We start from the raw sequence: 12,330 nt of genomic DNA, 5'->3' as shown, positions 1-12,330 counted from the left end.
CCCAATGAGTAAAGCCCTCACGGCAGACGAGGCGATAGTATCCTGCCGAAATCTTTGGAAAGTGTATGGACCTGATCCCCATCGGTACGTCTCAGCACACAACGCGGGTGTTGGCGCACTGGACGGCCATACGGCCGCGGTTCGAGATCTGACGTTTGATGTGCGGCCGGGCGAGAAATTAGTCGTTATGGGGCTTTCAGGCAGCGGAAAGTCGACGCTCATTCGATGCTTGACGCGTTTAGTGGAGCCCACATCCGGTGAAGTTATCATCGGTGGCCGCGACGTCACTAAAATGGAGCCGGCAGAACTTCGTGGCCTACGGCGTGACGAATGTTCGATGGTCTTTCAGCATTTCGGTTTGTTTGGGCATCGGACTGTTCTCCAGAACGCTGCATATGGCCTTGAAATCAAGGGTGTAAGCCGAAAGGAAAGGGAGCAGCGTGCGCGCGACGTACTAGACACCGTGGGCCTTTCCGGATGGGAAAACCGTTATCCATCGGAGCTCAGTGGCGGCATGAAGCAGCGTGTTGGGTTGGCACGGGCCTTGGCCTCCGATCCCCAGATACTATTCTTCGACGAGCCCTTCAGTGCGTTGGATCCGCTGATTCGCAGGGATCTTCAGGACGAATTACTCCGACTGGCCAAAGACATTAAAAAGACGTTCATATTCATCACCCACGATATGGCTGAGGCGCTCAAGCTGGGCGACCGGATAATTATCATGAAAGATGGGCAGATAGTTCAGGTGGGCACACCGGAAGAGATTCTCTTGCACCCTGTTGACGATTATGTCCGACGGTTTACCGCTGATGCTTCACGTGCGCATATAGTTCGCGTCGGTACTGTTGCTAGTGAGTCGAAGAGCATCAGCGTTGAGACCTCAGCGTTCGATGCCGTGAAGGTTCTCGATGATTCTGGGAATGATTCCGCAATCATTGTCGATTCCCATGGCCGGCCACTGGGTTACATCAACCGGTCAAAGCTTCTCTCGGTCGGGCACAACGATCCCGTCGGTTCGCTGCACGTTCCGGTTCCGATCATCAGCAGCGACCGGACACTTCATGACGCGACCAATTTGGTGATGGACGGTAACAACCCCGTAGCAGTCATTGATTCTGAGGGCCGCCTGGTGGGGGTGGTTGATACTCGTCTGCTGTTGGCAGCTTTGGTCGATCTTCCAGACCACCGCAAGGAATTCGCAGACATTTCCCGCTAGGGCGGCATTTCCTCAAAGGGCCGACTGTAGGGTCATGTTGATCGCGAGGTTATGACGGCGTTCACAGCTAGTCGACCATCCCTCTTCAAGGCCACGCGGACTGTCCGCGCGTCGTAACTTAGCTCGACCCGCCCTATGCGGATTTGAAGCACATCCGATCCCGCCAGTCTTGCGGGATGCACCGATAAGGAGTCCCATATGCACCTCTCCAAGTTCGTCACCCGGGAAAGTTTCGCCGTCCGTATTGGAGCGGACGGTAACCGAAAATCCGGTACGTTAGAGGACCTGTTCCCCGACTGGGGCATGACAGAACGGCTGGGTATCGTCCTGAGCAAACCGTACGGGGCCATCGAGGCGAGCCTCGCGTTGCTGGCCATGACGCCGTTGTTCTACGGACTGGTTCCCGAGCGTGCGACGACTAAGCCGCAGTATCCGCCGATCTTTCTATTCCACATCGACCGGATGCACGGTAGCCATATCATGCTGGACGTCGTTCCGCATCGCTATGAGGTGCTGGTAGAGAATGACCCCTACGCAGTGCTCACCGCCGTGAAGGACTATGGGATCACGCGGTTGATGGTCCCTGACGAACACGCAGAACATGATCTGTCTTATGTCGAGCGGGCTCCACTGGGCTGGACGGACCTCCGTTACCTGCGGGAAAATTTGCGCTCGGTCTATGCCTATGGCCAGGAGAATGGCTTTGCCCGCTCCTCGGATATTGAGATAACTTCGGCCGATCCGCGTCTGGAGGAGTCGGTGACCCAGGTTCTAAGGCCGGAGGAAAGCATAAAGGTGTTTTCTGATGCCACGGAGGAATCGCTCGCTAAGAAGATGATTGGCGAAACCAGCCTGGAAGACCTCGAAGCGCTTACGCCCATCGTAGCTGAGCGAATGAATGAGGTCCGGGCAGAAGAGCGGGCGCGGTTGCTGGCCGATCGAGTAGGGCGCCGAAACGCTGAGGGGAACATCACACAGGCCTATCGAAAATTGAGCGTTGATGATGGCCTCAGTCGCCTGGTGCCATAACCCCCAGCCCATGGCGTCCCTTGCCCATCATGGATTTCAGCCCGAACGCATCCTCCATCTTGAGTACTCGGGCGATGGTGGGGATCAGGGGAACTTCGCCGCTCTGTGTGCAAGGGACAGTAGGGCTCTCGTCGGAAGCTCGAAGGATGAAACTACAGAGTTTGGCCGAACGATGGTTCACCATCATTGCGGCGAGGAGGGCAAGCCGTAAATTTCACAATGTGTAAGAACTGATCCCTTGACACAGTACGGCTGTAGTACGCAGCCATGCGGCCCCTTGGAGTGAACATAGTGCATGTCGCGAAGCAGTTAGCGGAGAAACATCTGCAAATAAAGATTGGCGTCTCAGACGCTTCCCTGGCCCAGCTCTTCCCCGAATCGCACAAGCATGATCGCTTCGGACTGATTGTTAATGAGCCATTCGGTAGCTTAGGTGCCAGCCTTCTGTTGCAGGCTGCCATCGTTCAGTTTTTCAAAGTTGCCCCGGAGAGACGATTCAGCGCTGCCGTATATCCGGAGATTTACCTTTTTCATGTGGGAGGACGCCATGGCGATCACAGTGTGTTCGACTTCTGGCCGCCGCGCAAGGAAGTGTTCTTGGCGGATAATTCCCCTTTGACAGTAGTGGAGGCATTGAACGACCGGGCCATCACCCGCCTTGCTATTCCCGACGGAACAAGTGGTGGGGATACGTCTGTTTTTGCCGATGGACCGAGCACCTGGGCCGAACAAGCGGCAGCAAGAAATCTCCTAGTGTCATGTTTTGCTTATAGCCCAGAGGGTGTGACATCTGGCGCGGACGTGTGGCTGCAGACATCGCACGGATCTTTTGAGGAGAACATCGCCGCTACGCTGGATATCGGCGCAGTCATTGGCTCTGTACAGGATGTTCCGCCAGAGCTTCCGGGTGAATCTCAACCGGTGGACAACGACAGATGGGCGGCTATAGCAAAGTTGCGACTGGGCGAGGTTGAGTACGACTATGCCCGCACAATCGCCGATCGCCGACTCCGCAGTCTTGATGGCAACGGCCTTAGACGTGAATCCTACCGGCGAATCAGCCCAGAAGAAGCGTTGTCGTTACTGACCAGCCTCTGACCGTATGGCTAAATCAGGACGCCGCGGCGATTGCCCGCGGATGGGGACGGGGACTACGACCACGCGCGTTGGGTTCCCGCCTAGGCCGATGGTGCATCCTAAAACATGATGTCAGCGCCCTACACCTAGAGCTGGAACCGCTGACGATCGTCAACCAAAGGCAAGTCCTCTCGTAGGAGGTTGGGTGGATCCAGCGGCTTGACGGCGGACGCTGGCACAAAGCCGTCTACTTCGATGACGGTGCCCGGGTGTTACTGCCTCGAGGTTATCGTCTACGGGCTTTAGGGCACCGGGTGGCGAAACCAGGCAGTCCCGACCTATTTGGCAAGAGGAGTAGAGGAAGGCTCGAAGGGATTACCAACCTAAAGCCGAGTAGCCGGGCAGAACAGCAGCTCCATCGCCGCCTCTCCCTTCGGGTGGCAAGCCGCTGGCACGGCGCTTGTGCATCTTTTTACGATCCGCTGCCTTCAATCGGAAGCGGGAGCCGAATGCGCGGGCAGATTGCGTCCCGCGCCCGGAGTTTTCGGCTTACCGGGGAAGACAAGGGACTGTTAGGGGCATGCGGCCCGACGGAAGCAGCGAGTTGCAGGCTGTAGCCGGCGAACTGGCAATCTCTTGGTTGCGAAAAGCGAGCCTCAGTTCCTGCTCCGACAATCTCGAAGCGATGCGAGGAGTCCTCCGGCCAGTCACGGCACCAGGGTCCGATTACAAGGCCGGAACACCTACGCTCGTAAACTGCCCGGGGAACGAGTGTTGCGCCAGCTTGAGCTCGTCGCCTGAATATTCGCGCTTTTGGGGTCCATCCGTCGTGTGTTCGGGGGCCAACGGCCAGAGCGCGCAGTAGCGGTCCTGGGTGCCGGTAGTGGCGTGCTTGGGGGCCAGCCCGATTTAGGCTCCTTCCGTCGTGTGTATAGGGCGCACGGCGGAAGGAGTAATCATCAATGGTACGGAAGATCAGAGCGAAGCTCGTGTTGCAGCTGCGCGCCGAGGGCCTGTCAGGCCGGGCGATCGCTGCGTCGCAGGGCATGTCCCGTAAGAGCATCACGGCGGTGCTGGAGGCTGCCGACGCGGCCGGCGTGGCGTGGGACGATATCGCCGACAGTTCGGAGGGCGAGGTCTATACCCGGCTGTTTCCTGGGCGCGGTGAGCATCAGAGTGTGTTCGCGCAGCCGGACTGGGACCAGGTGCATAGGGAGATGGCCCGGGTCGGGGTGACGCTGAAGCTGCTGCATGGCGAGTACGCGGATTCACGCGCCGCTGGCGGTGAGCCGGTGATGGGTTATGACCGGTTCTGCAGGACCTATCAGCGGCATGTGCTGGTCACTGGGGTGGCGTCCCGGGTCGGGCACAAGGCGGCGCAGACGGTGGAGGTCGACTGGTCGGGCCCGACGATGCAGCTGACAGATCCGGTGACGGGCAAGCCGAGGACGGTGTATTTGTTTGTGGCTTGCCTGCCTTTCAGCCGGTACGCGTTCGTTGAACCCGCCCTGGACATGAAGCAGGACACCTGGTTGCGGGCCCACGTGGCGATGTTCGAGGCCTTTGGCGGTTCGGTGCCGCGGATCGTTCCGGACAACCTGAAGACCGGTGTCATTAAGCATCCCCGCGAGGGCGAGGTCGTGCTCAATGACGCTTACCGGGAGATGGCGGCGCACTATTCGGCGGCGGTGCTGCCCGGCCGTATCAGGGCACCAAAGGACAAGGCGAGCGTGGAGAACACGGTCGCCCACGTGGCTACTTGGGTCATTGCCGGGCTGCGCCAGCAGCAATTCACCGCGTTGCCGGAGCTCAGGGCCGCCATCACCGATCGGGTAGCTGCGTATAACGCGGAGCCGTTCCAGAAGCGGCCGGGGTCCAGAGCCAGCGTGTTCGCGGCCGAGGAGCAGCCCCTGCTGACGGGGTTGCCGGCGGCGGCCTATGAGATCAGCCGGTGGGTCTACGGGCGCCGGGTGGGCCGGAACGGGCACGTGGTCTGGGAGAGGAACTATTACTCGGTACCCTTCGCCCATATCGGCACCACGGTGGACCTGCGGATCACCGACCGGGTGCTTCAGGCGTACCGGGGCCACGAACGGTTGACCAGCCACCTGCTGCTGCCCGAGAGCGCGGCGAACGAGTACCGCACCAATGATGCCGACCTGCCGGCCGGCGAGCAGTACCGGCAGTGGGATCCGGAGCGGGTGCGGGAATGGGCCGGACGGATCGGCCCGGCGGCGGTGACGGTGGTCAATCGGATCTTCGAGTCCGTCCCGGTCGACGAGCAGGGCCTGGACGCGGCCCTTGCCGTGTTGCGGCTTTCCCGGCGCTATTCGGCCGAACGGGTGGAGGCGGCCTGCCGGCTTGCGTTGGCAGGCCGCGTGAGATCCCCGAGGTATGCGCATCTGCAACCGATCCTTGCCACGGAGCAGGACAAAGCCGCCGGGCTCAGGCCTCCACGGGATGAAGGAGTCGAACACGGCGGATACGTGCGCGGCGCCGAGTACTACGCAGGTGGCGCCAAATGAGCGGGATCGATACTGAAACCAAACGCAAGCTCCGCGAGATGGGTGCCGTCCCGATGCTGGAAGCGCTCGAGGCCCAGGACGAGGCACTCGTGCTCGGCATGGCCTTCGAGGAACGGCTCCGCCTGGTCGTGGACGAGGCCCACTCCGGGTTCAATCACGCCAAGGTCGAGGGGCTGATCCGACGGGCCGGGCTCCGCTACCCGGGCGCGGACCTACGCCGGCTCGACCTCGTGGACGAGCGCGGCCTCGACCGGAGCCTGATCGCCCAGCTCGGCACGTGCTCCTTCATTGAACGGCAACAGAACGTCGTGTTTCAGGGATTCACCGGGTCCGGGAAGTCCTACCTCGGGTGCGCTCTGGCCAAGCAGGCCTGTCTGCACCGGATCCGGGCCCACTACGTCCGCATGCCCGACCTCGAGGAAGCCTGGGCGCTGGCGAAGGACAAGCCCTTGGGGGCCACGAAGTTCCTGAAGAAGTACGCGGCCTTCACTTTGCTGGTGATCGACGAGTGGCTTCTCGACCACCCCGACGAGGGCATGCGCAGCATGCTGCTGGAACTGCTCGAACGGCGATACGACACAGCTTCCACCGTGTTCTGCACCCAATACGCCAAGAAGGACTGGCACCAGCGGCTCGGCTCCGGGGTCCACGCCGATGCGATCATGGACCGCATCGTGCACAACACCATCTGGGTCGATACCGGCAACCACAACATGCGTGAACACGCCACCATGACGCAATAAGAAAACGCCGGTGGGGGCCGGTGGCCTCCATGCATGCGGCCGCTGGCCCCCACCGGCAATATCACTGGCCCCCTACGGCAAGATCGACTGGCCTCCAAGCCTTCAAATACTCACGCCTCGGCAACCCGCATCCGCGCCCTGGAAGGAACCCACCGGCTCCACGCAACTGGGAACACTTCAACGAGCGCCATGAAATGTCAGTCAAGGCCACACCGCAATCGCCCGCGAGCTCGCCGGCTGGTGCTGGTTACTGGCCGCACCACTCCAGCAAGGAGAACGCATGAACCGCGGCCCGAGATGAACGTGCCGCCTAACGTGATCGAAGTCGGCGGTGGCAGCATCCTGAGCTAACCCGAGTTCCCGCTGTGAACCGACGTCCTCCAACGTGCTCGATTCTAGGCACGATATGCTCCAGCCGAACAAATCGTCATGGGGTACAACCCGCAATGTGAGCCTGACACTGCATTCGAAAACGACTCGCTCACGGCCCCCGCAGCATGACCGGCTGGCACAAAGATGAGCGGCTCCCGAAATCAAACCGGGCAGCCGCTCATCCATGCACTCTTGACAACCAGATCTACACATCAGCGGGAGAGCTTGTCACTGTCCGGCTCCATATCGCCGATGTGTCCGGCGGTGCTTGTGGCGAGGACACGGGCCACGAAGGCGCCGTATTCGTCCATGTAGTGGCGCAGGAACTTCGCCGTGCGTTCATCCTTGACTTCGCCACCCTCCCCGAACATGTCGACGTTGTAGTGAACATAGGCTTCAGGGGAATTCAGCTGTGGTGCGTCTAGGAAGCTCAGGATGCTGCGGAAGGACGACTGCATCACTGCGGTGCCGATACTGCCGGGAGAAGTCCCAATAATTCCCGTGGGTTTACGGGCGAAGGAATTCGATCCCCATGGACGAGATCCCCAGTCGATAGCGTTTTTGAGGGCACCTGGAATGGAACGGTTGTACTCGGGAGACACGAAGAGGATCCCGTCGGACGCTTCGATAGCTTCCTTAAGGGCCAGGCCTTCCGGCGGAAAACCGGCGTCGTAGTCGTAGCTGTAAAGTGGGAGGTCCTTGATGGGGATTTCGGTGAACTCGAGGTCCTCCGGGGCAAGCTTTATCAAAGCCTGCGAGAGAGCGCGGTTGATGGAATTGGTCGCGAGGCTCCCCACGAAATAGCCAATTCTGTATTTTGCTGCCAAAAGCCTAGTCCTTTCTTTTCTGATTACGGCCGGCGGCCGACGTGTGCGACGCTGCGAGTTACGGCAGCGGAGTGGAACACGGCTCAGCCAACCGGTTCAGGAGCCCTGGATCAGAGAGCTCGGAGGGAGCCTGTTTCACACTTAAGCGGGTATGGGTCTATCTCGATAAAATTTCTCCGTTCATGCAGTAACCCACCCGATCCAAGGGAGAAGATCCTGGACTTCCGGACCGCGATTTGCTGCGGGGGGCGCCGGGGACAAGGTAGGAGGGGCAGCGCTGCTGGGTTTTTCCACAGACAGGCAGGTACCAGCGGGCGCCAGAACTTCGAAGTGGAGCGAGCGATGGCTAGTAGAGGCCGAGTGGCAAAACTTCGGGCTGAACACGTGGGACGGGTGTTTGTTCACGTCTAGACCTTCTATAGGACGGTGGATGTGGTGAGCGTCTTTCACTTTTAGCCAGGGTGGAACTCCCTTACGGCGCGCTCGGCCGCTGCACGCTTATCCCATTGCCTGGTTCACGCTCGGATTGTTGTGTAGGACTTAACGAGGGTGCTTGCAATGCTCCATCGCCCTCTCCAGCCGTTTTCGAGGATTAGGACTGTCCCGGCGTTGAGTGTGATGCGGGAGCCGTCATCATGGATCAGTTCTCCTTCTCCTTCGATCACGCTAATAAACTCCTCGTATCCCTGATGGACTGTAGTGAATTCGCCGGGGGTTGCCCGCCACAGCCCCAGTTCCGTTTTGCCGTCTGCAAAAAGTACGTGCGTGCTCGTGGCCGGAGCACCCCGGATGATTCGTTCGGGATCAACTGGAACCGGTTCTGCCCAGTGCAGTGAAGAAGCGTGAAGTACGGTGCTCATGCTTTGGTTCTTTCAGAGTCAGAGTCACGGGACGTAGTTTCAAGGCGCTGCATGACACGTTCCGCGGCCCGCTCGCCGCTGCGTATAGCTCCTTCCATTAGGCCTACGAATTCCGGTTCGCTGTACTCGCCAGCCCAGAAAACATCCCCGACCGGCTTTTCCAAGAGGGCCGTCCCAGCGGCCGTGGCGCCTGGGGCATGGGCGGCGTATGCCCCACCTGCCAGTTGATCCTCGGACCATACAGTGGTCAGCGCGGAAGCGTTTCGCGCGATGTCGAGATCCGTGCGAAGTGCTCGTGCTTTGAGAACCCATTCCGCCGGGTTTTGCGTGAGGTTGGCACGGGAGATGGCTGATGGGGAGCCCATGAAGGCGTTTAGCACCGGGGCCACAACCCCGGAGTCGTCGGTGGCAGTCCAAGTCCAGTAGCGGCCTTCGACGGACATGACAGCACTTGTGGGGGGCGGAGTTTCCAGAGGGAGGTGCAGTTTTGCGGCATGTCCTTGAAGAACGTGCTTTAGGGCTGCGCTGCGGGCCTCAGTTGAAGGCAGGTTCACTTGTGGGTCACGGATTACAGCAAGCGGAAGAGCGACAACGACGGCGTCAAACACGGACGTGTCGGTGTCGGTAGTAACAAGGACACCACCGTCACTGATGTTCTCAACGGCCCTCACGGTTTCGCCGTAACGCACGGCAGAACCAAGTGCAGCTGCCATCGCGTCGGGCAGTCGTTGATTGCCGCCAGCCACTCGCCAGCTGGGTTTGGGTTCGAACGAGGCAATATGCTGCAACGATTTCGCCGTGACCTCTGATGCGCTCACAGCCGTAGAGATTTCAATGCGGGCACGAAGCGCGTCGACCAGTTCCGGTTCGTCGGGCAATGCGGCCAGCAGCTCTTCGGCGGTCCCTTGAAGGCCATTGCTGCTGGTTAATTCCAGTGCTTTCCGCCCGGTACGAATAATGTCATCACAAGTGATGCCAGCCATGTCGCCGGGCTCACGAACGTAATAGCTCATGCCAGTATCAACCAAGCTAAGCCCAAAATGCGATAGCAGCCGCCGCATGGAGGTGTAGCCGTCCAGAACGAACTCGGCACCTCGTTCTATGACATACCTGCCTTGTGGTGTGTCAAGTGTTTCTGACCAAACGCGACCGCCTGGGCGGTTACGGGCGTCGAATACCGTGACGTGTTCGCCGGCTTCGGCGAGTTTTGTAGCTGCTGCAAGGCCAGCCAAGCCGGCACCAAGAATTCCTATGCGGGGCACACAGCCACCTCCGTTTTGATGTGGTATGGGGGAGACAGGCAGAAGACGCTGTTTCTAGCCCAGAGTAAGCCGCTTAGGGTGCCGACAAAATCGTGCCGAAGTGATAGATACCCTCAGTTTTCGTACTTTTGAATAATCTTTGCCTTGTCCGCCGTCGGCTAGCTACGGAATGGAGGACTGGGGATCCGTACAAGCAGGTCGAGCGGCTCGTCCTAGGTGCAGTCCTTCCCTTCTTTGCCCGCGCGCCCTAGTCCTACTTGCGTACAGGATTAGTACAAAGATCATTCTCAAGAACTGTTTGCGACCGTAACAGGGCGCTCCATACTGACTGCTGTAATCGTGAGACTTTCATCCGCTTTCGAGTTCATGTTGAAGCACCAGATTCCACAAATCGCACTCTTATGTCTGAGGTATAGCGTGGCAGCACACCCGCGCATCGCTTCGTAAGGAACTACCGCATGCCAGAGCACACAGGCTCATATAGCAAAATCATCACCGTGGATCACCGTGGCGACATGGAAGAACGCCTTACCGCAGCGGTCAGCGAGGCAGTGGCGCATGCGCTACGAACGTCAGACCACCACGGGATTGTTGTCACGCGTCACGACCAAAGAACGTTTAGTGTCCGTCTTTCTACGAAGATAGCGCCAGGGACGACGGTGGAGCGCGACCTCTGGAGAAGCGACGTTGGATGTCGACCGACTATCTAAGGCTGGAACTCTGTACTTCGGGCTGAAAAGTTCTTTCGCCGGCATTCATGCGACTCCGCCTGTCACAGCTTCGCCTGATCGTTGGCGACCGACCCGGGCTTTCTTTAGCAGAACTCTTACTCGCCCCCAACTTGCAGTGCCCCTGCGGCGCAGTCAGTCGCTACAAATCAAATCTCCGAGGACTACAAATGACAGTTGAATCGGCTGTGTTGCCTGCCACTCCCCTAGAGCGCGAGGCGTCTCTGCTCGCGTCCGTGCCCACCGGCCTGCTGGTTGGTGGCCAGTGGGTGGATGCGTCCGACGGCGGAACGTTTGACGTGCGTGATCCTGCTACTGGTGAGGTACTTGCCACCCTAGCTTCGGCCACGAGCGAGGATGCGGTCGCCGCCCTGGAGGCAGCTTGCGCGGCGCAAGCCTCATGGGCGCGCACTGCTCCCCGGGTGCGCGCCGAGATATTGCGCCGTGCATTCGACCTGGTAACAGCGCGGTCGGAGGACTTCGCGCTGTTGATGACGTTGGAGATGGGCAAACCATTGGCTGAGGCCCGGGGCGAGGTTGCCTATGGGGCTGAGTTTCTGAGGTGGTTCTCGGAAGAAACCGTGCGAAATTACGGCCGATTCCTCACCACCCCCGAGGGCAAAAACAGGATTCTTGTCCAGCACAAACCCGTAGGCCCCTGCCTGCTGATAACTCCCTGGAATTTCCCCCTTGCGATGGCTACTCGCAAGGTTGCTCCCGCAGTCGCCGCTGGCTGCACGATGGTCCTTAAACCAGCCAAGCTGACACCGCTGACTTCGCAGCTATTTGCCCAGACGATGATGGAGGCCGGCCTTCCGGCCGGGGTTCTGAACGTCGTTTCGTCATCCTCGGCGTCGGGGATATCCGGGCCGCTGCTGAAAGATTCCCGCCTGCGGAAAGTCTCCTTCACAGGATCCACACCCGTCGGCAAGCGCCTGATGACAGAGGCTTCGCGACATGTCCTGCGGACTTCAATGGAATTGGGCGGAAATGCTCCGTTCATCGTGTTTGAAGATGCAGATCTGGACAAAGCTGTAGAAGGGGCAATAGCGGCTAAGATGCGGAATATGGGCGAGGCCTGCACCGCGGCCAACCGGTTCCTCGTTCAAGAATCCGTGGCGCAGGAATTCACCCGGAAATTCGCAGCCGCGATGGGCGCCCTCGCCACGGGCCGCGGTACCGACCCTGCCAGTCAGGTCGGCCCGCTGATTGACGACAGTGCTCGCGACGACGTCCACGCCCTGGTCAGGGACGCAATCGATGCCGGAGCCGTTGCCCTCGTCGGGGGTGCCCACGTGGACGGGCCAGGCTACTTCTACCAGCCCACAGTTCTCGCCGACGTTCCCAATAATGCGGAGATCCTCAACCAGGAAATCTTCGGTCCCGTCGCCCCTGTCACCACGTTTAGCACCGAACAGGACGCCATCCAACTGGCCAACGCCTCGGAATACGGGCTTGCGGCCTACCTCTACAGCCGCGACTTCAATCGACTCCTCCGGGTGGCAGAGCAGATCGAGTTCGGCATGGTTGGGTTCAACGCGGGCATCATCTCCAACGCCGCCGCCCCTTTCGGCGGCGTCAAACAATCAGGCCTAGGCCGCGAAGGCGGGTCTGAAGGCATCGCCGAATACACCACCACCCAATACGTCGGCATCGCCGACCCCTATGAGAACTGAATTACTGGTCGGGGT

The 12,330-nt window shown here is 59.8% G+C and carries 9 protein-coding genes; 6 read left to right on the top strand and 3 right to left on the bottom strand.

From position 1 onward, the window contains the following. The first annotated feature begins 4 nt into the window (after positions 1–4). The 5 genes from ACJJV6_RS08560 to ACJJV6_RS08540 all read left to right on the top strand — a co-directional run bounded on the left by ACJJV6_RS08560 (position 5) and on the right by ACJJV6_RS08540 (position 6,590). Positions 5–1,216 carry a glycine betaine/L-proline ABC transporter ATP-binding protein gene (locus tag ACJJV6_RS08560; RefSeq protein ID WP_407710307.1) on the top strand — a complete coding sequence of 404 codons (1,212 nt, stop codon included), beginning with the start codon at positions 5–7 and terminating at the stop codon, positions 1,214–1,216. A gap of 198 nt (positions 1,217–1,414) precedes the next feature. Beyond that, entirely contained in the window at positions 1,415–2,245 is an 831-nt protein-coding gene (locus ACJJV6_RS08555) for a hypothetical protein (RefSeq protein ID WP_354176566.1), read from the top strand. A 291-nt stretch (positions 2,246–2,536) separates the two neighbouring features. Next, positions 2,537–3,343: a hypothetical protein gene (locus ACJJV6_RS08550; RefSeq protein WP_354176564.1), complete on the top strand. Its 807-nt coding sequence runs from the start codon at positions 2,537–2,539 to the stop codon at positions 3,341–3,343. Positions 3,344–4,284: 941 nt separating this feature from the next. Further along, positions 4,285–5,847, top strand: a complete 1,563-nt coding sequence (gene istA / locus ACJJV6_RS08545; protein ID WP_407710306.1) for an IS21 family transposase — start codon at positions 4,285–4,287, stop codon at positions 5,845–5,847. Beyond that, the gene (locus ACJJV6_RS08540) at positions 5,844–6,590 is read left to right on the top strand and encodes an ATP-binding protein (protein WP_141002472.1); all 747 of its coding nucleotides are present in this window, start codon (positions 5,844–5,846) and stop codon (positions 6,588–6,590) included. The genes istA and ACJJV6_RS08540 overlap by 4 nt, the downstream gene beginning before the upstream one ends. Before the next feature lie 584 nt (positions 6,591–7,174). Here ACJJV6_RS08540 and ACJJV6_RS08535 read toward each other — a convergent pair. From ACJJV6_RS08535 to ACJJV6_RS08525, 3 genes are all read right to left on the bottom strand, one after another. Continuing rightward, the gene (locus tag ACJJV6_RS08535; RefSeq protein WP_407710305.1) at positions 7,175–7,789 is read right to left on the bottom strand and encodes an NADPH-dependent FMN reductase; all 615 of its coding nucleotides are present in this window, start codon (positions 7,787–7,789) and stop codon (positions 7,175–7,177) included. 515 nt (positions 7,790–8,304) lie between these two features. Continuing rightward, complete coding sequence (locus ACJJV6_RS08530) at positions 8,305–8,649, bottom strand: cupin domain-containing protein (protein WP_009357510.1); 345 nt, start codon at positions 8,647–8,649, stop codon at positions 8,305–8,307. Then, entirely contained in the window at positions 8,646–9,911 is a 1,266-nt protein-coding gene (locus ACJJV6_RS08525) for a flavin monoamine oxidase family protein (RefSeq protein ID WP_407710304.1), read from the bottom strand. Before ACJJV6_RS08525 ends, ACJJV6_RS08530 begins: the two co-directional genes overlap by 4 nt. 898 nt (positions 9,912–10,809) lie before the next feature. On the opposite strand from ACJJV6_RS08525, the gene ACJJV6_RS08520 reads away from it, so the two are divergent. Beyond that, positions 10,810–12,315, top strand: coding sequence for an NAD-dependent succinate-semialdehyde dehydrogenase (locus ACJJV6_RS08520; protein ID WP_009357512.1), 1,506 nt, complete (start codon positions 10,810–10,812; stop codon positions 12,313–12,315). Positions 12,316–12,330 lie beyond the last annotated feature (15 nt).

It is taken from the genome of Arthrobacter nitrophenolicus (genome assembly GCF_045833485.1).
Lineage (GTDB): Bacteria > Actinomycetota > Actinomycetes > Actinomycetales > Micrococcaceae > Arthrobacter > Arthrobacter nitrophenolicus.
Note: the sequence above shows the minus strand (reverse complement) of the source record. Positions and strands in the feature narration are given on the sequence as shown.

Excerpts from the sequence above, each read along its gene's own strand:
- ACJJV6_RS08560 (WP_407710307.1), top strand. The coding sequence starts at position 5 with ATGAGTAAAGCCCTCACGGCAGACGAGGCGATAGTATCCTGCCGAAAT.
- ACJJV6_RS08555 (WP_354176566.1), top strand. The coding sequence starts at position 1,415 with ATGCACCTCTCCAAGTTCGTCACCCGGGAAAGTTTCGCCGTCCGTATT.
- istA (WP_407710306.1), top strand. The coding sequence starts at position 4,285 with ATGGTACGGAAGATCAGAGCGAAGCTCGTGTTGCAGCTGCGCGCCGAG.
- ACJJV6_RS08540 (WP_141002472.1), top strand. The coding sequence starts at position 5,844 with ATGAGCGGGATCGATACTGAAACCAAACGCAAGCTCCGCGAGATGGGT.
- ACJJV6_RS08530 (WP_009357510.1), bottom strand. The coding sequence starts at position 8,649 with ATGAGCACCGTACTTCACGCTTCTTCACTGCACTGGGCAGAACCGGTT.
- ACJJV6_RS08520 (WP_009357512.1), top strand. The coding sequence starts at position 10,810 with ATGACAGTTGAATCGGCTGTGTTGCCTGCCACTCCCCTAGAGCGCGAG.